Raw genomic sequence first — 24,074 nt, forward strand, 5'->3', positions numbered from 1 at the left:
AATAATTTTAATTGGATTAATGTGACGTCAAAATCACTGGAGAAAGTCTTATGAAACTCGCCATCTATAGTACAAAACAGTACGACAAAAAGTATCTGCAGCAGGTTAACGAGGCTTTTGGTTTTGAACTTGAATTTTTTGACTTTCTGTTGACGGAGAAAACAGCTAAAACAGCCCATGGTTGCGAAGCTGTATGCATCTTCGTCAACGACGATGGCAGCCGACCGGTTCTGGAAGAACTCAAAAAGCTGGGTGTGAAATATATTGCCCTGCGCTGCGCCGGGTTCAATAACGTCGATCTCGACGCGGCAAAAGAGCTGGGTCTGCAGGTGGTACGCGTCCCGGCCTATTCTCCTGAAGCCGTCGCTGAGCATGCGATTGGCATGATGATGACCCTGAACCGCCGTATTCATCGCGCGTATCAACGTACCCGTGATGCCAACTTCTCTCTTGAAGGGCTGACCGGCTTTACCATGTATGGCAAAACGGCCGGGGTGATTGGTACCGGTAAAATCGGTATTGCTGCGCTGCGGATCCTGAAAGGTTTTGGTATGCGCCTGCTGGCGTTCGATCCCTACCCAAGCGCCGCTGCTCTGGAATTAGGCGTGGAATATGTCGATCTTAAAACGCTGTTTGCTGAGTCCGACGTTATCTCCCTGCACTGCCCGTTAACGCCGGAAAATTATCATCTGCTCAATCAGGAAGCCTTTGAGCAAATGAAAAACGGCGTGATGATTATTAACACCAGTCGCGGAGCGCTGATCGATTCACAGGCGGCTATCGATGCCCTGAAAAACCAGAAAATTGGTTCTCTGGGTATGGATGTGTATGAAAACGAACGCGACCTGTTCTTTGAAGATAAATCCAATGATGTGATTCAGGATGATGTGTTCCGTCGCCTGTCAGCCTGCCATAACGTGCTGTTTACCGGGCATCAGGCGTTTCTGACCGCCGAAGCGTTGACCAGCATTTCTGAAACGACACTGCAAAATCTGGAACAAATCTCCAAAGGCGAAACCTGTCCAAACGCCCTCTTTTAATCCCTGTGCTCCCCTGATTTAAGGGGGGCATTTTCAGACAATTGCCGATGATAAAACAGTCAGTATCATTATCATATTGAATGTATTCCGGTCACGAAATTAGAGAATGTTAATGAAAAAAGTTGTCACGTTGATTGCCCTCAGCACGCTGATGGCTGGCTGTGTGAGCAGTGGAAACGTTTCCGTCAATCGCGACCAGTTACAGCATCACCGTTTCGTTTTGCAGAGCGTGAATGGTAAAGCCGTTACCGTCGCCAACAACCCACCCGAATTAAGTTTTGGCGAAAACATGACGGTATCGGGAAAGATGTGTAATCAATTCCACGGTCAGGGCAAGTTGTCCGACGGCGAGTTGAAGGTGAAAGATATGGCGATGACCCGCATGATGTGCGCCGATCCACAGCTTAACGCGCTCGACGGTATCGTCAGCGAAATGTTTAAGCAAGGCGCACAGGTAGATTTGACTGCTGACCAGTTGACACTGGCGACAGCAGAACAAACGCTGACGTATAAACTTGCGGATTTAATGTAATGAACGCGGAGGCTCAATAGCTCCCACAGCTTCCGGCGGCAAGCGACTGCTCACTACAGCGTTTGCCGTTGGGTAGCGCGCACATCCCGATGGCTGAGCCATCCAGCTGACGGGCAACGGAGAGCGAACCACCAATCATGGCGCAATTTGCTTCTCCAGAACTTGACATTGCTGCCTTCATGCCCGGTGCGACATGTGCTGCCGTTGCCTGCTGAACAGGTTCACTGCTACACGCCGATAATAATAACGCGGCACACCCTACCCAAAACGCTGCGCGCATCTTACTCCCCTCTGAAGATTAACCAAACGACACAGCCATAAATAATAGGCAGCAGAGACACCGCCGTCGAGAGGCAAACCACGCATTTATGCGCGCTGTTTACATTTTCTGGCAATTTTTTGGCTGCTCCTTTGATCAAACCATACATTCTCTTTATTCCAGGGACACAAAAGCGAAAATGCGCCTGAATGGCTTTTGCTAAAATAGAAGGATAATTACAGGACTCGCAACGCTTTCGCGTGTCCCTCTTTTTGCGCAATGTAAGGGTGTCAGTATGATCACAATTGACGGTAATGGTGCGGTTGCTTCGGTCGCATTTCGTACCAGCGAGGTTATCGCCATCTACCCGATTACGCCCAGTTCGACGATGGCGGAACAGGCCGATGCCTGGGCCGGAAACGGGCTTAAAAACGTGTGGGGAGATATCCCTCGCGTCGTAGAAATGCAGTCGGAAGGCGGTGCGATTGCGACCGTTCACGGCGCGTTGCAGACCGGTGCGCTCTCTACGTCGTTTACCTCATCACAGGGTTTGCTGTTGATGATCCCAACGCTGTACAAACTGGCCGGTCAGTTGACCCCGTTTGTACTGCACGTTGCAGCGCGAACTATTGCCACGCACGCGTTATCGATCTTTGGCGATCATTCCGACGTGATGGCTGTACGCCAAACCGGATGCGCGATGCTGTGCGCCAGTAGCGTTCAGGAAGCGCAGGATTTTGCGCTAATTTCGCAAATGGCCACCCTGAAAAGCCGGGTTCCGTTTATTCATTTCTTTGATGGATTCCGTACATCACATGAAATCAATAAAATTGTGCCGCTGGCTGATAACACCATCCTCGGGCTGATGCCTCAGGCGGAGATCGATGCTCACCGCGCTCGGGCACTAAATCCAGAGCATCCGGTTATCCGCGGTACATCAGCGAATCCGGACACCTACTTCCAGTCACGCGAAGCGACAAACCCATGGTACAACGCGGTTTACGATCACGTAGAACAGGCGATGAACGACTTCGCCGCAGCCACGGGCCGCCAGTACCAGCCATTTGAATATTACGGTCATCCTCAGGCAGAACGCGTCATTATTTTAATGGGCTCGGCGATTGGCACCAGTGAAGAAGTTGTCGAAGAGCTGATGGCGCACGGCGAGAAAGTGGGTGTGCTGAAAGTCCGTCTGTTCCGCCCCTTCTCCGCCAAACATTTACTGCGCGCGCTGCCGGAAAGCGCGCGCAGCATCGCCGTTCTGGATCGCACCAAAGAACCCGGCGCGCAGGCAGAACCATTATATCTGGATGTCATGACCGCGCTGGCGGAAGCGTTTAACTGTGGCGAACGAGAAACCTTACCGCGTGTGATTGGCGGACGCTATGGTCTTTCGTCCAAAGAGTTTGGCCCCGACTGCGTCATGGCGGTCTTTAATGAGTTGAATAGCACGAAACCTAAACCACGCTTCACGGTCGGTATCTATGATGATGTCACCAATCTGTCATTGCCGTTGCCGGAAAACACCCTGCCCGGCACCGCTAAGCTCGAAGCGCTGTTTTATGGCCTGGGTAGCGATGGCAGCGTGTCGGCCACTAAAAACAATATCAAGATTATCGGTAACTCTACGCCATGGTATGCGCAGGGTTATTTCGTGTATGACTCGAAAAAAGCAGGCGGCCTGACCGTCTCCCACCTGCGCGTCAGTGAGCACCCCATTCGTTCAGCGTATCTGGTTTCACAAGCCGATTTTGTCGGCTGCCACCAGTTGCAATTTATCGATAAGTACCAGATGGCCGAACGCCTGAAACCTGGCGGTATATTCCTGCTTAATACCCCATACAGTGTGGATGAAGTCTGGGCGCGTCTGCCACAGGAAGTTCAGGCGGTGCTGAATCAGAAGAAAGCCCGTTTCTACGTGATTAATGCGGCTAAAATCGCCCGTGAGTGTGGTCTGGCGGCGCGTATAAACACCGTGATGCAAATGGCGTTCTTCCACCTGACGCAAATTTTACCAGGCGACAGCGCGCTGGCAGAGTTGCAGGGGGCGATTGCGAAAAGCTACAGCAGTAAAGGCCAGGATCTGGTCGAACGTAACTGGCAGGCGCTGGCTCTGGCGCGTGAATCCGTCGCCGAAGTGGCCCTACAGCCTGTTGATCCGCATAGCGCCAACCGCCCACCGGTGGTTTCTGATGCCGCACCAGATTTCGTGAAAACCGTCACCGCAGCAATGCTCGCCGGTCTGGGCGATGCGCTGCCCGTTTCCGCGCTGCCGCCGGACGGTACCTGGCCAATGGGGACTACGCGTTGGGAAAAACGCAATATCGCCGAAGAGATCCCAATCTGGAAAGAAGAGCTGTGTACGCAATGTAACCACTGCGTTGCCGCCTGCCCGCACTCGGCTATCCGCGCCAAGGTGGTTTCCCCAGAAGCGATGGAAAACGCCCCTGCCAGCCTGCATTCTCTGGATGTGAAATCACGCGACATGCGCGGCCAGAAATATGTCCTGCAGGTTGCGCCTGAAGATTGCACAGGTTGTAATCTGTGCGTCGAAGTGTGCCCGGCGAAAGATCGCCAAAATCCTGAGATCAAAGCCATCAATATGATGTCGCGCCTTGAGCATGTCGAAGAAGAAAAAGTTAACTATGACTTCTTCCTCGATCTGCCGGAGATTGATCGCACCAAACTGGAACGTATTGATATTCGCACCTCGCAGTTGATTACACCGCTATTTGAATATTCCGGCGCCTGCTCAGGCTGTGGTGAAACGCCGTATATCAAACTGCTTACGCAGTTGTACGGTGACCGCATGTTGATTGCGAATGCCACCGGGTGTTCATCAATTTATGGCGGTAACCTGCCCTCAACGCCATACACCACCGATGCCAATGGGCGTGGGCCAGCATGGGCAAACTCGCTGTTTGAAGATAACGCCGAGTTTGGTCTGGGCTTCCGTCTGACGGTGGATCAACACCGGGCGCGCGTTATGCGTCTGCTGGAGCAGTTTGCCGATAACATCCCGGCTGAACTCAATGACGCTTTGCACGCAGAAGCCACGCCGGAGGTCCGTCGTGAGCAAGTCGCAGCCCTGCGCGAGCACCTGAAAGATGTCGAAGGCGCACAGCAGTTGTTAACCGATGCCGACGCGCTGGTTGAGAAATCCATCTGGCTGATTGGCGGCGATGGCTGGGCCTACGATATTGGCTTCGGCGGGCTGGATCACGTTCTTAGCCTGACCGAGAACGTCAATATTCTGGTGCTGGATACCCAGTGTTACTCCAACACGGGTGGGCAAGCGTCAAAAGCCACGCCTCTTGGGGCCGTCACTAAATTTGGGGAGCACGGCAAACGTAAGGCTCGTAAAGATCTTGGCGTCAGTATGATGATGTACGGGCATGTTTATGTCGCGCAGATTTCCCTGGGCGCCCAGTTGAACCAGACGGTGAAAGCTATCCAGGAAGCGGAATCCTATCCGGGGCCGTCGCTGATTATCGCGTATAGCCCTTGTGAGGAGCATGGTTATGATCTCGCGTTGAGCCACGATCAGATGCGTCAGCTCACGGCAACCGGGTTCTGGCCGCTGTATCGCTTTGATCCGCGTCGTGCTGACGAAGGTAAACTGCCGCTGGCGCTGGATTCTCGCCCGCCGTCAGATGCTTTGGCTGAAACTTTACTTAACGAGCAACGCTTCCGCCGCTTAAATGCCCAACAGCCTGAAGTCGCTGAACAGCTGTGGAAAGACGCAACAGCCGATCTGCAAAAACGCTACGATTTCCTGGCGCAACTGGCAGGTAAAGCGGAAAAGAGCGGAACCGAGTAATACGTTTAGATCACTATTAAAGTGGAACGAAAAAAAAGCCCGAACAGTTGTTCGGGCTTGTCAATTTATTCGCTGGCTAATTAATATTGGCTATCAATACGACAACGAAAAAATAAAACGTGACAATAAAGGCATATAACACGCGCAGAATAGCTCAACAAAATTCACTTGTATAATTTTTATTTTATATATATTAAACCCATACATTCATAATAATTATCACTGTTTCTGTAGAATTATTTATTTAAGGTTTTACTTAAGACGTAACAATTCATATTTATCTGTTTACGGAACTTCTCCTTTAGCATGCTTTTACTCCCTACATGGGTAGTCACAGGTTAATAAAAAAACTAAAGGATTATTTCAATGAACAGAAAAGTACTGGCTCTCGTAATTCCTGCCCTGCTGGCTGCAGGCGCGGCTCACGCTGCTGAAGTTTATAATAAAGACGGCAACAAATTAGATCTCTATGGCAAAGTAGACGGCCTGCATTACTTCTCTGACGACGCGAACAGCGATGGCGATCAGACTTATATGCGTATGGGCTTCAAAGGCGAAACCCAGGTTAACGATATGATCACCGGCTATGGCCAGTGGGAATATCAGGTTCAGGCTAACACTACCGAAAACGATAAAGGTAACTCCTGGACTCGTCTGGCGTTCGCGGGTATTAAAGTTGGTGACTACGGCTCATTCGACTACGGTCGTAACTACGGCGTACTGTACGATGTGGAAGCCTGGACCGATATGCTGCCAGAATTCGGTGGTGACTCCTACACCAAAGCGGATAACTTCATGACCGGTCGTGCTAACGGCGTAGCGACCTACCGTAACACCGACTTCTTCGGTCTGGTTGACGGTCTGAACGTTGCGCTGCAGTACCAGGGTGCCAACGAAAACCAGGTTACCAACGAGCAGGAAGGCACCAATAACGGTGGCGACCGTAATGTGAAGAATTCCAACGGTGACGGTTTCGGTATCTCCTCTACCTACGATCTGGGTATGGGCGTAAGCTTCGGTGCTGCCTATACCTCTTCTGACCGTACCAACGAGCAGGTGAACCATTCTACCGCAGGCGGCGATAAAGCTGACGCGTGGACTGCTGGCCTGAAATACGATGCGAATAACATCTACCTGGCAACCATGTACTCCGAAACCCGTAATATGACCCCGTACGGCGGCTCTGACGGTAGTGATTACACTATTGCCAACAAAACTCAGAACTTTGAAGTTACTGCGCAATACCAATTCGATTTCGGTCTGCGTCCGGAAGTGTCTTTCCTGATGTCTAAGGGTAAAGATCTGAATATGCCTGGTAATGCTGCAAGCCCTGCAGGAACTACTGGCGATAAAGATCTGGTTAAATATGCTTCTGTAGGTGCGACTTACTTCTTCAACAAAAACTTCTCCACCTACGTTGATTACAAAATCAACCTGCTGGACGAAGACGACAGCTTCTATGCTGGCAATGACATCTCTACCGATGACACTGTAGCTCTGGGTATGGTTTACCAGTTCTAATTTTGTCAGCCCGCCGGCAACGGCGGGTTTTCTTTCTGTTATCGCAATTCTGTTTTATCCAGATCAAAACATTATATCTGTTGCTTCAAAACACATCCCTGATAGATGATATATTGCATAAAGACCTGTAGTAGAGGATACCTGCAATGAATCATCACCCTGTAAAATCATCCCGTATTGCATCCGTCGGTTATGACGAATCCTCCTGCACGCTTGAAATTCGCTTTCATCAATTGTCTACGCTGCAATACCAGCATGTGCCTGCCCGTATTTTTCGTGATTTCCTGAGCGTAGTCTCTAAAGGTCGATTTTATGATGGGGTAATAAAAGGAAAATTCCCTGAAATCAAAATAAAGTGATGCCAAAATGTGATCTTTGTCATTGTACATAAAGTGCCATTACGCGGTAAGCTTTAGATGGATACTTAAACAGGAGGTTTTATGAACAGAACGATTCTTGTACCCATCGATATTTCAGACTCAGAATTAACTCAACGCGTTATTGCCCATGTTGAAGCAGAAGCAAAAATTGACGATGCGCAGGTCCATTTTTTGACCGTTATTCCGTCACTGCCCTATTACGCTTCCCTGGGACTGGCCTACTCGGCAGAGTTGCCGGCCATGGACGATCTGAAAGCCGAAGCGAAATCTCAACTGGAAGAGATTATCAAGAAGTTCAATATCCCAACGGACAGAGTGCACGTTCATGTCGCGGAAGGTGCGCCGAAAGATAAAATTCTGGAGATGGCTAAAAAATTACCGGCTGATATGGTCGTTATCGCTTCTCACCGACCTGACATCACCACTTACCTGCTGGGTTCTAACGCCGCGGCCGTGGTGCGTCATGCTGAGTGTTCAGTTCTGGTTGTCCGCTAAGCTGTTTGGCCCGCACATCGTGGCGGGCTTTTTGTTTTCCCCTTCATACCCCCGATTCCTGTCCTAAATGTGCTGACATTTTTCCCGCTTATCCGTACCATACACGCCACGGTTTTTATATCAGACTTCTTTTGCCGGACTATCCGGCGTGATGCATACTCTTCTGATGCCACACTATGAATTGAGCCTCTATTAAATGTCGCAAAATCAAGATATTAGTAAGAAAGAACAATACAACCTGAACAAATTGCAAAAACGTCTGCGTCGCAACGTGGGCGAAGCGATTGCCGACTTCAATATGATCGAAGACGGCGATCGCATTATGGTGTGCCTTTCCGGAGGGAAAGACAGCTATACCATGCTGGAGATCCTGCGTAATTTGCAGCAAAGCGCCCCGATCAGTTTTTCCTTAGTTGCGGTTAACCTCGATCAGAAACAACCCGGCTTCCCCGAGCATATTCTGCCGGAGTATCTGGAACAGTTGGGTGTTGAGTATAAAATCGTCGAAGAAAACACCTACGGGATCGTCAAAGATAAAATTCCTGAAGGCAAAACGACCTGCTCGCTCTGCTCTCGCCTGCGTCGCGGCATTCTGTACCGCACGGCAACCGAGTTAGGCGCCACCAAGATTGCGCTCGGCCACCATCGTGATGACATCCTGCAAACGCTGTTTTTAAACATGTTCTACGGCGGGAAAATGAAAGGTATGCCGCCGAAGCTGATGAGCGATGACGGTAAGCACATCGTGATCCGTCCACTGGCCTACTGCCGTGAGAAAGATATTGAACGTTTCTCCGAAGCGAAAGGTTTCCCGATTATTCCGTGTAACCTGTGCGGCTCCCAGCCTAATCTGCAACGTCAGGTCATCGCTGATATGCTGCGCGACTGGGACAAACGCTATCCGGGCCGCATTGAAACCATGTTCAGCGCAATGCAGAACGTTGTGCCTTCTCATTTGAGTGATATCAATCTGTTCGATTTTAAAGGCATTAAACACGGTTCAGAGGTGGTGGACGGTGGTGATTTAGCGTTTGACCGCGAAGAGATCCCGCTGCAACCCGCGGGCTGGCAGCCAGAAGAGGATGATACCCAACTGGATGCGCTGCGCCTGAACGTGGTGGAAGTGAAGTAACTTATCATGCCGGATAAACGGAGCGCCATCAGGCGCTCCGACGCGCATTTATTTCAATAAACGAACGCGGCAGGTCTTGCCTTTAATCTTACCGTTTTGCAATTGTTTCCATGCCTTATGCGCCACAGTCTGGCGAACAGCGACGTAAACATGCGCCGGATGGACGGCGATTTTGCCGATATCAGCGCCAGCCAGACCAATATCACCGGTCAGAGCGCCCAGAACATCGCCGGGACGCATTTTAGCCTTTTTACCGCCATCTATGCATAACGTGGCCATCTCAGCTTCCAGCGGCAGAATTGAACCATTGCCCGGCGCAGGCAACCAGTTCAGTTTTAGCTGCAGCATTTCAGCCAGGATATTGGCACGTTGCGCTTCTTCCGGGGCGCAGAAGCTAATCGCCAGACCGCTGTTGCCAGCGCGAGCGGTACGGCCAATACGATGGACATGAACTTCCGGATCCCACGCCAGCTCGAAATTAACCACCAGTTCCAGCGACTTGATATCCAGGCCACGCGCGGCCACATCGGTAGCGACCAGTACACGTGCGCTACCGTTGGCAAAACGTACCAGCGTCTGATCGCGATCGCGCTGTTCAAGATCGCCATGCAATGAGAGTGCGCTTTGCCCCGCCGCATTCAGTGCATCGCATACGGCCTGACAATCTTTTTTGGTATTACAAAAAACCACACAGGATGCAGGCTGGTGCTGGCTGAGCAATTTTTGCAGCAACGGAATTTTGCCGTGGCTGGACGTTTCAAAAAACTGCTGTTCAATAGCTGGCAGCGCATCAACCGTATCAATTTCGATCGTTAGCGGATCTTTCTGTACCCGGCCGCTGATGGCGGCAATCGCCTCCGGCCAGGTCGCAGAAAAAAGCAAGGTCTGACGTGATGCAGGCGCAAAGCGGGTCACCTCATCAATCGCGTCGCTAAAACCCATATCCAGCATACGGTCGGCTTCATCCATCACCAGCGTATTCAGGGCATCCAGAGAAACGGTGCCTTTTTGCAGGTGGTCAAGTAAACGCCCCGGCGTGGCGACAATAATATGTGGCGCATGTTGTAGGGAGTCACGCTGTGCGCCAAAGGGCTGGCCGCCGCACAGGGTTAAGATCTTAGTATTTGGCAGAAAGCGCGCTAAACGACGCAGTTCCCCTGCCACCTGGTCGGCAAGTTCACGCGTTGGGCACAACACGAGAGACTGCGTCTGAAACAGCGCGGCATCAATATGCTGCAACAACCCCAGACCAAAAGCAGCCGTTTTGCCACTGCCGGTTTTAGCCTGCACGCGAACATCCCTCCCCGCCAGGATTGCCGGTAACGCAGCAGCCTGAACAGGCGTCATTTCAAGGTAACCCAGCTCGTTGAGGTTCTCGAGTTGGGCGGCAGGTAAAACATTCAGGGTTGAAAAAGCGGTCACAATTTAATCTCGCGGTAAAAACTCACATTCAGCAGGCGCGTATCCTCGCAGATCTGCGCCCGCGATGCGACAATTTAATCGGCTCCTCATCCGGTGGCGGATCCGGCATCGGCTGCGGACGAGGTAGCGGATCGGGAACAGGAACCGGGTCGGTGGGTAGCGAATCAGCGTTTGATACTTGCCACTGTAGCATTGCAATCAGACAGGTCATATAGCCCTCCAGTCATCAGGTTGACTCTTTTAGGGTAGACGCTGATTTCCTGCAGGCAAAAAAAAGCCGACTAATCTAAGTCGGCGTCGTACGAATCAATTGTGCTATGCAGTAATTCAAAAAAGGAAGTAAGACAATATGGAGCGCAACGCCCATCGCTTGACGTTGCATTCACCTGCGAGTGAGATATTGCCCCGAATAGGTAGATGGTTTATTGACTTCGCTCAAAAACCTGGCCGTTTTCATGCGCAAAAGCCACTAAAAAATGTTGTTGTTACAACCATTTACTACGATGCAACCATAAAGTAACACCACCAATCAGGACCACTAACAGAATACAGAAAAATGAGAAACCAAACTGCCAGCCGCCGCCGGGGATACCACCGAGGTTCACGCCAAACAGTCCGGTTAAAAATGTACTGGGTAGGAAAACCATCGCCATCAAGGACATTGTATAGGTTCGGCGCGCCAGAGACTCCTGCATAACCTGCGCAATTTCGTCCGCCATGATACCGGTCCGGGCGATACAGGCGTCTATCTCATCCAGCCCTCTTCCCAACCTGTCGGCGATATCCTGCATCCGTCGCCGATGATCGTCGGTCATCCAGGCTAAACGCTCACTCGCCAGGCGCGCATAGACATCGCGCTGAGGCGCCATATAGCGGCGCATCACAATCAGTTGCTTGCGCAGTAATGCCAGGAATCCGCGCGGGGGGATTTGCTGATCGAGCAGGTTATCTTCCAGGTCTATAATCTTGTCGTGCAGTTGCTCGATAAACTCGCTGGCATGATCGGTTAACGCATCGCAGACATCCACCAGCCAGCTACCGCAGTCAGCCGGCCCTGTCCCTTCCTGGAGATCGCTGACCACATCATCCAGTGCGAGTACTTTGCGCTGGCGCGTTGAGACAATCAGACGTTCATCCATATATAAGCGCATAGCGACCAGCTGATCAGGTCGCTCGTCGGTGCTGCCATTAATACAACGCAGCGTGATCAACGTACCTTCCCCGACTCTGCTTACGCGTGGACGCGTACTTTCACCCGCCAACGCATCACGCACATTATTAGGAAGCAGAGGCGTGGTCGCCAGCCATTGCGCACTTTCAGAATGGGTATAATTAAGATGCAGCCAGCAGGGATGCTGAGCGTCGATAACATCGTTATTTTCCAGCGTTTTCACCCCACCACGGCCATCCAGCAGCCAGGCAAACACGGCATCCGGCACATTAACATCCGTTCCCTTAATGGCTTCCACAGCGCCTCCACAAACATTCAGCTTTTTTCGATAGTCTAGCCGTCAGAATGGGTTAAGCAATATCTCATTGTCCCATTGCGCTGAAATGATTCATAAAAGTATCTGATAACAGAAAAAGCGCCGACGAATGCGACGCTTGTGGTGAGAGAGAGCCTGTTATGCTCGCTGGCGTATTGCAGGCTCAAGATTTTTACTTAAGCGAAATTGATGGGTTCGGGACTGGAGATCAATCACCTGGTTTTTCAGGATGCCCGAGGAATCAGAAAGCTCATCCACCATGGCGGCATTACTTTGGGTTACGTTCTCCAGTTCGGCCAGAGCATGAGTGATCCTGATAATCCCTTTCTCCTGCTCCTGGGTAGTCGTTAATATCTCGGCCATCAACTGGTTTAATTGTCCGGCGCCCCCGACGATATCCTGCATATTTTTTTCTGCTTCGCGTACGATAGCTGCGCCTTGCTGAACATTTTGATGGGTTTGGGCAATCAGCTGTTTAATATTTTTAGCTGCATCTGCGCTGCGGTGCGCCAGCTTCCTTACTTCACCAGCCACAACGGAAAACCCTTTTCCATGCTCCCCGGCCCTCGCCGCTTCCACCGCAGCATTCAATGCCAGAATATTTGTCTGGAATGCGATACCATCTATCAGCGTAATAATTTCGGTCATCTGCTCCGCACATTCGGTGATTGAACGCATATTTGCCGCTACCTGCACCATTAATTCGCCTCCCTGTCGGGCGCACTGCGTAGCAATTGTCGCCTGAGCGCTGGCTATTTGCGTGTTATCAGCATTATTTCGCGTATTCACCGCGATCTCATCCATGTTGGCAGCCGTCTGCATTAATGCTCCGGATTGCTGTTCTGTTTTCACTGAAAGCTCAGCGCTGCGTTCTGCAAGCTGTTCTGAGAGCGCCATCGCCGTTTGTGAGGATATCCTGATCTCATTCACAAGTGTTGAAATATTACTTGATAAGCTATTGATGCCTGGTATAAGTCTACCCGCGCAGTTATTACCAAATTCTGGAATGCTGATCGCCAGATTTCCGGACGTAACCTCTTCAATACTTCTTTTAACCGTATTAATCGGCATCACCAGATATTTGGTCATATACCACCACAGACATAATAGAGAAATGAAACTTACCAAATTGCTGCCAATAATAACATCAATACCGGCTGCAAGTATTATCTCCACCACATTAAGAGCCACTGCTGTTATTACCAGAAATAAAACAATAAAAGTCCTGACGCTAATATTATTTAACATTTTAGCCCTGTTTACCAAGAAAATGAGGTGAATATTATTTTTTATAGCACCTGCCATGCAAATTGCCATTACCCTGATACGAAAGGCGAATATTCAATAAGAGTCAGCAGCCCTTTCACTTAAATCATAGAATGATGCTGATTATTTGTCTTAATCTGGTGATTTGCTCTACCAAAAATGATTGCCAGGCTTGTTATCAGATTATTGTGATGGTGAGCACGCAGAGAATACAAAATGTACAGAACTATAATTAGCATGAATACTTATATAAGCATTACCGCATTAATATCAATATTTTCATGTTCTAACTAATACACATTGTAAAAGCATGAGTACAGCAAGGTGGCGATCTCTGGCCGACGTTGATCTACCTTCTGGCGGGTATCTGGTGGCGCGACAGTGTGTATGGGGATCACCATTTTTGTTGATGATTCCAGCGCCATTCATTCAAATATACTGATGATTAAATCACGTCCGGCACTGACATTAAAAATTGGAAGTCTATTTGCCAAAGATTTTAGCGATAACAGTAAAAATACCAAAATAGTGTCTACTATTATTGGCATAGCCTGTAGCATGAATTGATAACAACATCAGACTAAAGCCAGTTGTACCCCCTTGTCTCACCGACAATCAATAACATTATGAGACGGTAATATAAAAACATTCGCCATTAAATGGGCAACACAGCAGATAAGATAACGGGATTATCGATGAGTATAACCGCGCTGCACTCACTGGACTTATTAACTCTTCCGGTGTGGATTGTTTCACCACATACCGAAGAACTTGTGTTCGCTAATACCGTTGCACGGGAGCTAATGCAGGATTCCTGTTTTGCTACACTGCGAAAAGGCATATTCTCGACATATGCCCAAAATGATTTAACCATGTATCTCAGTGACTTGAAAAATCATCACCCTATTGTGGAAATTCTCACGGTTTATCGCAACGGTGAAGAAATCGCGATGGCCAGCCGCCTGTCCATTAAGTCGCTCCCGGATATGGGGGACATCATTATTTTCGAAGGCATTGAAACACCGACCGCGCAGGGATTGAAAGCCAGTCGTTCTGCGAACTATCAGCGAAACAAGCAGGGATTTTACGCGCGCTTCTTCCAGACCAATGCGGCGCCGATGTTACTTATCGATCCGTCCCGCGATGGTTTGATCGTCGATGCGAATCTCAGCGCACTGAATTTTTATGGTTACAGCCATGATGTGATGTGCCAGAAACATACATGGGAAATCAACATGTTGGGCCGTCATATCCTACCGGTGATGCATGAAATCGCCCACCTGCCCGGCGGTCATAAGCCCTTGCATTTTGTCCATAAGCTTGCAGATGGCTCCTTACGTCACGTACAAACTTATGCCGGACCGATCGAAATCTATGGCAATAAGCTCATGCTGTGCATCATTCATGACATTACCGAACAAAAAAGACTGGAGCAGGAACTTGAACAAGCGGCCCTGCGTGACGCCCTGACCGGATTACTGAACCGCCGACATTTTTATCAGGTAACCGAACCACAACAGACGCACGCGATGTCATTGACGCAGGACTACAGCCTGTTGTTAATCGACACCGATCGCTTTAAAAGCATTAACGATCTCTTCGGTCATTTAAGAGGTGACGATGTGCTTTGCGCTCTGGCGCGAACGCTGGAGTCCTGCGCGAGAAAGGACGACCTGATTTTTCGCTGGGGAGGGGAAGAGTTTGTACTCCTTCTGCCGCGAACCTCTCTGGAGGTTGCCCTTAATCTCGCAGAAGTAATACGCGCGGCGGTGGCCAAGGTGACGCTCCCTGGCCTTCCCCGCTTTACCGTCAGCATTGGCGTTGCGCGGCACGAAACGAATGAAAGCATTGATGAGCTATTCAAACGCGTTGACGACGCGCTGTACAAAGCCAAAAACGAAGGGCGGAACCGGGTGCTGGCCGCCTGATGTTTATGTCGGTCAGCGACTGCGCTTAGCGTGACGCTCCCAGTTCTCCTGTTTTGCCTGCGCGGTTTTACGTAATGCCACATAGCATGCTCCGCTGCCGCCGTGATGCGGCAGTGCGGCGCAGTAGGCTTGTACATCTTCAAATTCCGTCAGCCAACGCGCTACATAGCTGCGAACAATGTTGGCATGAGAATTATCGTCGCGCCCCTTGCCGTGTATCACCAACACGTTACGCAATCCTTCTTGCTGCGCCTGCAGAATAAAACTGAAGAGCATCTGACGACAGGTTTCAACGGGCTGACGGACGAGATTGAGACTCGCCTGCTGCGGATATTTACCGGTTCGTAGTTTGTCAGTCACACCGTGCTGCAAACCTTCGCGGCGAAACTCCAATGGTACGCTCAACGGGACAATATCGAGAAAACCCGTTGAGAGAAAATTATCCAATTGCAGCGTATCAATACGAGCCGGAGCGCGGAGATTGCGCGTGGGCTGCCAGTGCACCTCGGTGCGGCTTTTCAGCGGTTGAACATCCCCCATCGCGTCAAGAAACAACGATGCGTCATCAAGGTTCATGTTTCATCCTCCAGCGTATTGCGACGGGTCTTATCATAACCGTGCACTATTATACCGACAACGGTTTACGATTATTTCCAATAATTCACCAGGTTCACGCAGTGGAAGCGATCTACTTCCAACAAACGGATATCCATTTTAGAGGTATAGCTGCGACGATAACTGGCGTGATAATGTGTCATCTTGCCTGTAATGTTGCAATGAGAGAAACGGATGCTGAACTTACTGGAAGACACCATCGCCACGCCGCTGGGCCCGCTGTGGATCATTTGCGATGAGCAATTTCGTCTGCGCGCGGTCGAATGGGATCAACACAGCGATCGTATGGTGCAGTTGCTGGACATTCATTACCGCACTGAAGGTTATCAGCGTATCGCTGCCAAAAACCCCGGTGGATTGAGTGATAAGCTGGCTGAATATTTTGCCGGAAACCTTAGTATTATTGACACGCTGGAAACCGCCACCGCGGGTACCCCCTTCCAGCGTGAAGTCTGGCAAGCGTTACGTACCATTCCCTGTGGACAAGTCATGCATTATGGTCAACTGGCCGAACAACTGGGACGCCCTGGCGCTGCCAGAGCCGTCGGAGCGGCGAATGGGTCAAACCCGGTAAGTATTGTAGTGCCTTGTCATCGCGTCATTGGGCGTAACGGTACTATGACTGGATATGCCGGCGGTGTGCAGCGAAAAGAGTGGCTATTGCGTCATGAAGGCTATTTACTACTCTAGAATCCAGGCAATTAATGCCTTATTCATCACACTTCCACATAATACAGCCTTAAATAAAGTACGGTTAATCAGGTAGATACAAACATTCAACCCAGTTATGCCTGAATTATTCTCTATTGGGAGTAGCTCAGGCTTACGTGCTCACCAAAAAGATGTTAAAATTGACAAATATCAATTACGGCTTGAGCAGACCTATGATCCCGGAAAAGCGAATTATACGGCGCATTCAGTCTGGCGGTTGTGCTATCCATTGCCAGGATTGCAGCATCAGCCAGCTTTGCATCCCGTTCACACTTAACGAGCATGAGCTTGACCAGCTCGATAACATCATCGAGCGCAAAAAGCCTATCCAAAAGGGGCAGACGCTCTTTAAAGCAGGTGATGAACTTAAATCACTCTATGCTATCCGCTCCGGAACGATTAAAAGCTATACCATTACCGAGCAAGGCGATGAGCAAATCACCGGTTTCCATCTGGCAGGTGACCTGGTAGGTTTTGACGCGATTGGCAGCGGTCATCACCCGAGCTTTGCCCAGGCTCTGGAAACCTCAATGGTATGTGAGATTCCTTTCGAAACTCTGGATGACCTGTCCGGCAAAATGCCGAATCTGCGTCAACAGATGATGCGTCTGATGAGTGGCGAAATCAAAGGCGACCAGGACATGATCCTGCTGTTGTCGAAGAAAAACGCTGAAGAGCGCCTGGCGGCCTTTATTTACAATTTGTCCCGCCGCTTCGCCCAGCGTGGATTCTCACCTCGTGAATTCCGTCTGACCATGACTCGTGGCGACATTGGTAACTACCTCGGTCTGACGGTTGAAACTATTAGCCGCCTGCTGGGGCGTTTCCAGAAAAGCGGTATGCTGGCGGTAAAAGGCAAATACATCACTATTGAGAATAGCGATGCGCTGGCAGTTCTTGCTGGCCACACGCGTAACGTTGCATAATCGTTCTGCAAGTATCTCTGTTATCCTTCTGTCAAATCACTAAATTTTCCCGATTTATTGATCTGGCAGGAGGTTCTCCCCTGTTTCAATCCACATTATTGGGTTACTCTTTTAATTACAAACTGCGATGACAGTTGTAAGGAGACCCTGTATGGCTATGTATAAAAATATGCTGGTCGTCATCGACCCTAACCAGGACGATCAACCCGCATTACGGCGAGCTGTTTATTTGCATCAACGGATTGGTGGCAAAATTAAAGCCTTTTTGCCGATCTATGACTTTTCCTATGAGATGACTACCCTGCTGTCGCCCGATGAGCGTACAGCAATGCGTCAGGGTGTCATCAGCCAGCGAACAGCGTGGATTCGTGAACAAGCGAAATACTACATCGAAGCAGGGATCCCTATTGAGATCAAAGTGGTCTGGCACAACCGTCCCTTTGAAGCCATCATCCAGGAAGTCATTAGCGCCAGGCATGACCTGGTGCTGAAAATGGCGCACCAACACGACCGTCTGGAAGCCGTGATTTTCACTCCGACCGACTGGCATTTATTGCGTAAATGTCCAAGCCCGGTGTGGATGGTTAAAGACCAGCCGTGGCCTGAAGGCGGTAAAGCCCTGGTTGCGGTGAACCTCGCCAGTGAAGAGGCCTATCACAACGCGCTCAATGAAAAACTGGTCAAAGAAACGCTGCAACTGGCGGAACAGGTTAACCATACCGAAGTGCATCTGGTTGGCGCCTACCCTGTTACCCCCATAAACATTGCGATTGAGCTCCCTGAATTTGATCCCAGCGTATATAACGATGCGATCCGTGGACAGCATCTGCTGGCAATGAAGGCATTACGCCAGAAATTCAGTATCGATGAGAAAGTAACGCACGTTGAAAAAGGATTGCCTGAAGAGGTTATTCCTGATTTAGCCGAACACTTACAGGCGGGCATCGTGGTCCTGGGTACCGTCGGACGTACCGGTATCTCTGCTGCATTCCTCGGTAATACTGCTGAGCAGGTTATCGATCATCTACGCTGTGACCTGCTGGTTATCAAGCCGGATCAGTATCAGACGCCAGTTGAACTGGATGACGACGAAGACGACTAACCGCACCATACAATGCCGGATGGATGCTCATCCGGCATGACAAACACTTAGTGTTTCTCGTCGCCACCAAGGAAATAGATGCCCAGCGGAATGGCCAGCAGAATGGTAAACACCATGCTGTAGACACAAATCATTGCAGATTGAATGGCATACATTGAGGCGGTCCAGTCGGATAGCGGAATGTCATACTGTTCAATAACGCCGCCGATCGTCGCTCGCGTGACTACCGACGCTGCGATAATAAACACTCCAAGCAGGCACAACAAAAACTTTCGTCCCTTCGCTGTCTTCAGCTTAGCCATGATCATAGTACTGTCCTTTTGCAGATGAAAATCTTGTTACTTTGCGCTAACAATACCATGACATCAGCTTACTGTCTGCTACATAACGCCCCTTCATCAGTGACGCCTGCGTGATTGCGCTGAAAATAGCGCTGATTGCATTATTTCTCTCGCCCTTTGATTAATGATCTGAGCGCCAAAACTGCGTAAAATATCCGATGAGCGGGATGTCAGATGATATTTAGCAACCACGGAGCTGCCAGGAAGGATCATGATCGCTGAACTGTTTATGAATAATGCGTTTAATTTGACGGTAATTCTCAGTTGCTTTACCGCACTGGTGCTGATGAGCGTTTGGTTTCACCGTGGTGAAAGACGTTGCAAAGGGTTCATATTTCATGCGGCACAATTTTTCGTCTATGCCATTATCATTGGAACCTTCGGCAGTATTGCCAATAACGTGATCGAGAGTTACGACCTGAAATTTATCTCTCCCAGCGTAGTCGATTTTATCTGCACCTCGTTAATTGCGCTGATTCTGACAATCAAACTTTTTCTGGTGATTAATCAGTTTGAAAAGACGCAGATTAATAAAGGCAGAGATATTACCAGCGCGAGGATCCTGTCGCGGATCATTAAGATTACCATCGTGGTCGCCATCATTTTGCTGTATGGCGAACATTTCGGCATGAGCTTATCGGGTCTGCTAACCTTTGGCGGCATCGGTGGTATCGCTGTAGGTATGGCAGGTAAAGACATTCTGAGCAATTTTTTCTCCGGCATTATGCTCTATTTCGACAGACCGTTTAGCATCGGTGACTGGATCCGTTCCCCGGACCGTAATATTGAAGGCACAGTGACAGAAATTGGCTGGCGAATGACCAAAATAAACACCTTCGATCATCGCCCCTTGTACGTCCCAAACTCGATTTTCTCCTCAATCAGCGTAGAAAATCCAGGGCGTATGACCAACAGAAGAATCAAAACGGTGATCGGATTGCGATATGAAGATGCTGATAAAATTGGGGCTGTTGTCGAGGCGGTCAGACAAATGCTGCAAAATCATCCGGGGATAGACCAGAAACAAACTCTACTGGTCTATTTCAATGAATTTGCTGATTCATCGTTAAATATCATGGTGTACTGCTTCACGAAAACTACCGTATGGCAGGAATGGCTTGCGGTACAACAGGACGTTTATTTGAAAATTATTTCGATAGTCCAGACAAACGGCGCCGACTTCGCCTTCCCCAGCCAGACGCTGTATATGGATAATCCTGAAGTATCGCCATCGACACACTAACAAACGTAAAGACGCGGAAATCCGCGTCTTTTTTAGCGTTATTTCAGCGAGGCAATATCAATCACAAAGCGGTATTTCACATCGCTTTTCAACATCCGCTGCCAGGCGCTATTAATATCCTGAATATTAATCACTTCGACATCGGCTGTAATACCGTGCTGGCCGCAAAAATCTAACATTTCCTGCGTTTCTGCAATCCCGCCGATAACCGAACCCGCGACGGATTTCCGCCCGAGAATCAGTGGAACCGTATTCAGGAACGGATCCAACGCGCCCAGATAGCCAACCAGCACCAGCGTACCGCTTAGCGCCAACGTTGGGATATAGGGATTCAGGTCATGGACATACGGGACAGTATCAATAATCAGATCAAACTGATTACCGGCGGCCTTCATCTGCTCAGGGTCAGTGGAAAGCACAACGTGACTGGCACCCAGACGTCTGGCATCTGCTTCTTTATCTGGCGAACGCGTGAACAGCGTAACTTCAGCCCCCAATGCGTTAGCGAGTTTGATGGCCATATGCCCGAGGCCGCCCAACCCAACAACCGCGACTTTACTGCCCTCTCCAACCTGCCAGTGACGCAGCGGCGACCATGTGGTGATCCCGGCACAAAGCAGCGGCGCGGCGCCGCGTAAATCTATCCCTTCCGGGACCTTCACAACAAACTTTTCGGTAACGACAATCTTGTCGGAATAGCCCCCGAAGGTAGGCAGGTCATCATGACGATCGATATCGTTATACGTGAGCGTGTTACCCTCTTCGCAATATTGCTCTAGCCCCTGTTCGCAGGCGCTACAGTGCTGGCATGAGTCAACCATGCAGCCAACCCCGGCGAGATCGCCTACGGCAAATTTGGTCACCGACTTCCCGACATGCACCACACGGCCAATGATTTCGTGTCCCGGCACCATCGGATACTTAGCCCCGCCCCAGTCATTATAGGCATTGTGGATATCTGAGTGACATACACCGCTGTATAAGATATCAATCACCACGTCATCTTCGCGCGGATCGCGACGAACAAAGCTGTGTGGAACCAGATCTTCTTTCACCGCCAGAGCGGCATAACCCTTCACGTTCATGACCATTAAGATTTCCTCAGGGATTAGGTATTACCTTAACCGCGACATTCATCAACCACCGCGCGGGCATTAGTGGCTATCTCAGTACCACAATGCTGCTCAAGTATTTCAATAAATTCAATGAGTTGGTCAGTGGTAATGCCGATATTCAGACAGATAGCAAAATGGCTCTTCAGTTGACTGTCCGCACCGCCTAATACCGCTAACGCAGAAATCGTCGCCAGCTCCCGCATCTTCCAGTTGAGGACATCACGCTGAAAAATATCGCCAAATAAATGTGCCTTTAGCCAGACATCAATAGCAGGCGCAAAATCGAACAGCGGCCCACTGACCGGATGTCCGACGAGCTGGGTCTGGGTGCAACTCCCCGCCAGGAAACTGTCCCAGCCCTCCGTCGGCGGCGTGGCCGGATTTCCCTCTGGGTCGGTAATTCCTCTTTCTCTACGGTTTTTAACCACGGACATTAAACAAGCAAGTCCGTTCAGGCTGCGGGGGAAACCGCAGTAAGCATAGAGCTGTTGCAGAATTTCCTTCGCTTCATTGAGGGTGACTCCCGCATCCAGCCCGGCATTTAATGCTGCATCCAGTTTTTCACTCTGACCTGTAGCGGTGAACGCGGCAATAGGTATGATTGCCTGCTGTCTGGCATCCAGATGATGTTGCATGTTTGATTCTCCAAAATAACGCCAGCGTACTGCCGGTTGGTACTGAAACAGTAAAATTATAGAGACCCAACGCACCGATGATTAGAGGGTTAAATAAGAACGAACCTATGAACAATACTCATCAATAATCAGCCACCGATGCCATTTATCAGCAGGGAAATTTGTACACCTTTAGGCGACAATCTCAATGAAATTACCATCAGGATCTCGTATTACCGCTTCGTAATAGCCATCACCGGTAGTTCGTGGAGCAGAAGTTAAAATCCCCTGTTCCTGCGCGCGTTTCGCGATGGCATCAACTTTTGCCGCGCAGCCGACAGAGAGTGCAAGGTGCACCCATCCGCAGGTGTTATTGTCTGGCTGCCATCTTGTCAGGCCCGGTTTGGTCATGATTTCAATCGCAATCTCATCACCAATACGAACAAAATAAGATTCAAATCCAGGGTTGGTTTGACTGCAGTATTTTTCGTTAATCTTGCCGTCAAAGAACGTGACCCAGAAACGCGCTTGCTGCTCGAGATCCTGTGTCCATAAAGCCATATGCGCAATCTTCATCGCGAACCTCTTCTCGTTGTATTCCGAACAGTATGTTCTCAAGAATGTTGACATCGTTAATCATAATGCACGATCATGCGTGATGCTGCTCGATATTTTTATTTAACTGGAGTATTTATGCTCGATTATGCTGCTTTCCCGGAACAGCGCCAGGCGCTTATCTATCAGATCTTGCAGGAAAACGGCAGAGTTATTTGTTCCGAGCTCGCCAGTCGGTTAGGCGTTTCTGAACATACGATCCGCCGCGACCTGCATGAGCTGAGTAAAGATGGCGTGTGTAAAAAGGTTTATGGCGGCGCGGTCATTACCCTTCCTGAATCCGAAGACATTGCCGTACGCAAGAGCATTAATGTGGCGAAAAAAAGCAGTATCGCGCAGAGGTGTGCCCGGTTGGTCAAATCCGGAAGCTGCATTTTTATCGACACGGGCAGCACAAATTTAGCGATGGCTGAAGCCCTGCCGGCCGAACTGGCATTAACCGTAGTGACCAACTCACCAGAGATTGCCGCCGTTTTGCTGGAAAAACCGCTGTTTGAGGTCATCATGTTGGGCGGCGCGGTGCAGAGATCCTCGGGAGGATGTGTGGGGTCCACCGCTACCGCACAAGTGCAGAACATCTTATTCGATCAGGGATTTATTGGCGGCTGCGCGATGTCGCCAGAATCCGGCTTAACCGGATTTGATTATGCGGATTGCGAGTTCAAAAAGGCGGTAATCAAACAGTGCAATGAAACTATCGTCGCACTGACGGCGGAAAAGATCCCGGCCGTCGCCCGTTATGTCGTCACCGAAAGCAGCAATATTGACGTGATTGTCGTGGAGGAAAATATCAGCAAAGAGTATGCCACGGCTTTCCAGGCGCATGACATTCGTATTTATACCGTATAGCAGCAGCGAATTTGTTGCGACGTTACTCAACGAAAGCTCACGACGCTAAACGTCGCCCCGGCCGTCAGCGTAGCGATCGCAGACAAACGATCCAGACGAATTTTTTGTTGGTTGTTATGGCATTCCACCAGCAGAAATTCTTCTTTATCTCTGGTGGTGCAGGTGGTCAACGCTCTGGCATCCATACACGTGCCATCGGTTAGCTCAATACGCAACCAATAATGGTACAGGCAGGCGACCTCCAGATAATCATGAAGATCGCAATCTATCGGATGGTATTTTCCCGTCGCATTCATAACGTCCCTTCCTTACAGCTCCGTATGTTCGGGAAATTGCTGATGCCACTTCCCGAACGCACCGGGTTATTTCAGCGCTTCAATGGGGGCGCCAAAATTGATATGCAGCACATTGCCGTCGATCACCAGCGCCGGAACGGACTTCACGCCAGCCAGTTCGGCTTCCGCAACCCGGCCAGGTTGTTCTCCCAGATGAATAACATCGATTGCAACATCAGAGGACAGATGCTGAAGCAGCGCCTGTTCTGCGGAAACGCAAACCGGGCAACCGGCATGATAAAAACGGGCTTTCGTCATGATGGATCTCCTTTTAAATTATAGTATCGAATCGATACTATAAGTTATGCTACGCCACTTTTATGCTT

25 protein-coding genes are annotated in these 24,074 nt (G+C 49.8%); 13 read left to right on the forward strand and 12 right to left on the reverse strand.

The window, feature by feature from the left end:
• The first annotated feature begins 50 nt into the window (after positions 1-50).
• Together FOB24_RS13900 and hslJ are read left to right on the forward strand one after the other, a co-directional pair.
• Complete coding sequence (locus FOB24_RS13900; protein ID WP_038640813.1) at positions 51-1,040, forward strand: 2-hydroxyacid dehydrogenase; 990 nt, start codon at positions 51-53, stop codon at positions 1,038-1,040.
• Between the two features lie 112 nt (positions 1,041-1,152).
• Positions 1,153-1,572, forward strand: a complete 420-nt coding sequence (gene hslJ, locus FOB24_RS13905) for a heat shock protein HslJ (RefSeq protein ID WP_150345068.1) — start codon at positions 1,153-1,155, stop codon at positions 1,570-1,572.
• A 13-nt stretch (positions 1,573-1,585) separates the two neighbouring features.
• Here hslJ and FOB24_RS13910 read toward each other — a convergent pair whose 3' ends face one another.
• Positions 1,586-1,852, reverse strand: a complete 267-nt coding sequence (locus FOB24_RS13910; RefSeq protein WP_003833199.1) for a putative hemolysin — start codon at positions 1,850-1,852, stop codon at positions 1,586-1,588.
• A 274-nt stretch (positions 1,853-2,126) separates the two neighbouring features.
• On the opposite strand from FOB24_RS13910, the gene nifJ reads away from it, so the two are divergent.
• From nifJ to ttcA, 5 genes are all read left to right on the forward strand, one after another.
• A complete protein-coding gene (nifJ, locus tag FOB24_RS13920) occupies positions 2,127-5,651 on the forward strand; it encodes a pyruvate:ferredoxin (flavodoxin) oxidoreductase (protein ID WP_087856161.1) in 3,525 nt (1,174 codons plus the stop codon).
• Positions 5,652-6,017: 366 nt separating this feature from the next.
• Positions 6,018-7,172 carry a porin OmpC gene (gene ompC / locus FOB24_RS13925; protein WP_150345069.1) on the forward strand — a complete coding sequence of 385 codons (1,155 nt, stop codon included), beginning with the start codon at positions 6,018-6,020 and terminating at the stop codon, positions 7,170-7,172.
• Between the two features lie 146 nt (positions 7,173-7,318).
• Positions 7,319-7,531, forward strand: coding sequence for a KTSC domain-containing protein (locus FOB24_RS13930; protein WP_069324961.1), 213 nt, complete (start codon positions 7,319-7,321; stop codon positions 7,529-7,531).
• 81 nt (positions 7,532-7,612) lie between these two features.
• Complete coding sequence (gene uspF, locus FOB24_RS13935) at positions 7,613-8,047, forward strand: universal stress protein UspF (protein ID WP_085048138.1); 435 nt, start codon at positions 7,613-7,615, stop codon at positions 8,045-8,047.
• Positions 8,048-8,243: 196 nt separating this feature from the next.
• Entirely contained in the window at positions 8,244-9,179 is a 936-nt protein-coding gene (ttcA, locus tag FOB24_RS13940) for a tRNA 2-thiocytidine(32) synthetase TtcA (protein ID WP_087856159.1), read from the forward strand.
• A gap of 48 nt (positions 9,180-9,227) precedes the next feature.
• Here ttcA and dbpA read toward each other — a convergent pair whose 3' ends face one another.
• The 4 genes from dbpA to FOB24_RS13960 all read right to left on the reverse strand — a co-directional run bounded on the left by dbpA (position 9,228) and on the right by FOB24_RS13960 (position 13,336).
• Positions 9,228-10,601 carry an ATP-dependent RNA helicase DbpA gene (gene dbpA / locus FOB24_RS13945; protein WP_150345070.1) on the reverse strand — a complete coding sequence of 458 codons (1,374 nt, stop codon included), beginning with the start codon at positions 10,599-10,601 and terminating at the stop codon, positions 9,228-9,230.
• Positions 10,602-10,629: 28 nt separating this feature from the next.
• The gene (gene ynaL / locus FOB24_RS13950; RefSeq protein WP_394851895.1) at positions 10,630-10,794 is read right to left on the reverse strand and encodes a proline-rich small protein YnaL; all 165 of its coding nucleotides are present in this window, start codon (positions 10,792-10,794) and stop codon (positions 10,630-10,632) included.
• Between the two features lie 292 nt (positions 10,795-11,086).
• A complete protein-coding gene (gene zntB, locus FOB24_RS13955; protein WP_038640826.1) occupies positions 11,087-12,070 on the reverse strand; it encodes a zinc transporter ZntB in 984 nt (327 codons plus the stop codon).
• 156 nt (positions 12,071-12,226) lie between these two features.
• The gene (locus tag FOB24_RS13960) at positions 12,227-13,336 is read right to left on the reverse strand and encodes a methyl-accepting chemotaxis protein (protein ID WP_150345576.1); all 1,110 of its coding nucleotides are present in this window, start codon (positions 13,334-13,336) and stop codon (positions 12,227-12,229) included.
• A gap of 713 nt (positions 13,337-14,049) precedes the next feature.
• Here FOB24_RS13960 and FOB24_RS13965 point away from each other — a divergent pair.
• Positions 14,050-15,282 (forward strand): sensor domain-containing diguanylate cyclase, encoded by a 1,233-nt coding sequence (locus FOB24_RS13965; protein WP_069324964.1) that lies wholly within the window; start codon positions 14,050-14,052, stop codon positions 15,280-15,282.
• A 12-nt stretch (positions 15,283-15,294) separates the two neighbouring features.
• Here FOB24_RS13965 and smrA read toward each other — a convergent pair whose 3' ends face one another.
• Positions 15,295-15,858 (reverse strand): DNA endonuclease SmrA, encoded by a 564-nt coding sequence (gene smrA, locus FOB24_RS13970; protein ID WP_038640833.1) that lies wholly within the window; start codon positions 15,856-15,858, stop codon positions 15,295-15,297.
• 213 nt (positions 15,859-16,071) lie between these two features.
• On the opposite strand from smrA, the gene ogt reads away from it, so the two are divergent.
• The 3 genes from ogt to uspE all read left to right on the forward strand — a co-directional run bounded on the left by ogt (position 16,072) and on the right by uspE (position 18,636).
• Entirely contained in the window at positions 16,072-16,587 is a 516-nt protein-coding gene (ogt, locus tag FOB24_RS13975; protein WP_137347874.1) for a methylated-DNA--[protein]-cysteine S-methyltransferase, read from the forward strand.
• A 194-nt stretch (positions 16,588-16,781) separates the two neighbouring features.
• Positions 16,782-17,534 carry a fumarate/nitrate reduction transcriptional regulator Fnr gene (fnr, locus tag FOB24_RS13980; protein ID WP_003020397.1) on the forward strand — a complete coding sequence of 251 codons (753 nt, stop codon included), beginning with the start codon at positions 16,782-16,784 and terminating at the stop codon, positions 17,532-17,534.
• Positions 17,535-17,685: 151 nt separating this feature from the next.
• Positions 17,686-18,636, forward strand: a complete 951-nt coding sequence (gene uspE, locus FOB24_RS13985) for a universal stress protein UspE (RefSeq protein WP_038640838.1) — start codon at positions 17,686-17,688, stop codon at positions 18,634-18,636.
• Positions 18,637-18,683: 47 nt separating this feature from the next.
• On the opposite strand, the gene FOB24_RS13990 is transcribed toward uspE, so the two are convergent.
• Positions 18,684-18,944 (reverse strand): DUF2534 family protein, encoded by a 261-nt coding sequence (locus FOB24_RS13990; RefSeq protein ID WP_038640840.1) that lies wholly within the window; start codon positions 18,942-18,944, stop codon positions 18,684-18,686.
• A gap of 244 nt (positions 18,945-19,188) precedes the next feature.
• Between FOB24_RS13990 and FOB24_RS13995 the strand changes: the two genes are divergently transcribed.
• Positions 19,189-20,220: a mechanosensitive ion channel family protein gene (locus FOB24_RS13995; protein WP_087856154.1), complete on the forward strand. Its 1,032-nt coding sequence runs from the start codon at positions 19,189-19,191 to the stop codon at positions 20,218-20,220.
• A gap of 38 nt (positions 20,221-20,258) precedes the next feature.
• Here the strand turns inward: FOB24_RS13995 and FOB24_RS14000 are convergent, their stop codons facing one another.
• The 3 genes from FOB24_RS14000 to FOB24_RS14010 all read right to left on the reverse strand — a co-directional run bounded on the left by FOB24_RS14000 (position 20,259) and on the right by FOB24_RS14010 (position 22,525).
• Entirely contained in the window at positions 20,259-21,311 is a 1,053-nt protein-coding gene (locus FOB24_RS14000) for an NAD(P)-dependent alcohol dehydrogenase (protein ID WP_150345071.1), read from the reverse strand.
• Positions 21,312-21,340: 29 nt separating this feature from the next.
• The gene (locus FOB24_RS14005; RefSeq protein WP_150345072.1) at positions 21,341-21,970 is read right to left on the reverse strand and encodes a carboxymuconolactone decarboxylase family protein; all 630 of its coding nucleotides are present in this window, start codon (positions 21,968-21,970) and stop codon (positions 21,341-21,343) included.
• A 171-nt stretch (positions 21,971-22,141) separates the two neighbouring features.
• A complete protein-coding gene (locus FOB24_RS14010; protein ID WP_150345073.1) occupies positions 22,142-22,525 on the reverse strand; it encodes a VOC family protein in 384 nt (127 codons plus the stop codon).
• Positions 22,526-22,642: 117 nt separating this feature from the next.
• On the opposite strand from FOB24_RS14010, the gene FOB24_RS14015 reads away from it, so the two are divergent.
• Positions 22,643-23,413 (forward strand): DeoR/GlpR family DNA-binding transcription regulator, encoded by a 771-nt coding sequence (locus tag FOB24_RS14015; protein WP_121529105.1) that lies wholly within the window; start codon positions 22,643-22,645, stop codon positions 23,411-23,413.
• Between the two features lie 26 nt (positions 23,414-23,439).
• Here FOB24_RS14015 and FOB24_RS14020 read toward each other — a convergent pair whose 3' ends face one another.
• Together FOB24_RS14020 and FOB24_RS14025 are read right to left on the reverse strand one after the other, a co-directional pair.
• Entirely contained in the window at positions 23,440-23,709 is a 270-nt protein-coding gene (locus FOB24_RS14020; RefSeq protein ID WP_137347870.1) for a Rho-binding antiterminator, read from the reverse strand.
• Positions 23,710-23,775: 66 nt separating this feature from the next.
• Positions 23,776-24,006, reverse strand: a complete 231-nt coding sequence (locus FOB24_RS14025) for a glutaredoxin family protein (RefSeq protein ID WP_087856150.1) — start codon at positions 24,004-24,006, stop codon at positions 23,776-23,778.
• Positions 24,007-24,074 lie beyond the last annotated feature (68 nt).

The sequence above is a fragment of the Citrobacter werkmanii genome (genome assembly GCF_008693645.1).
Classification (GTDB): domain Bacteria; phylum Pseudomonadota; class Gammaproteobacteria; order Enterobacterales; family Enterobacteriaceae; genus Citrobacter; species Citrobacter werkmanii.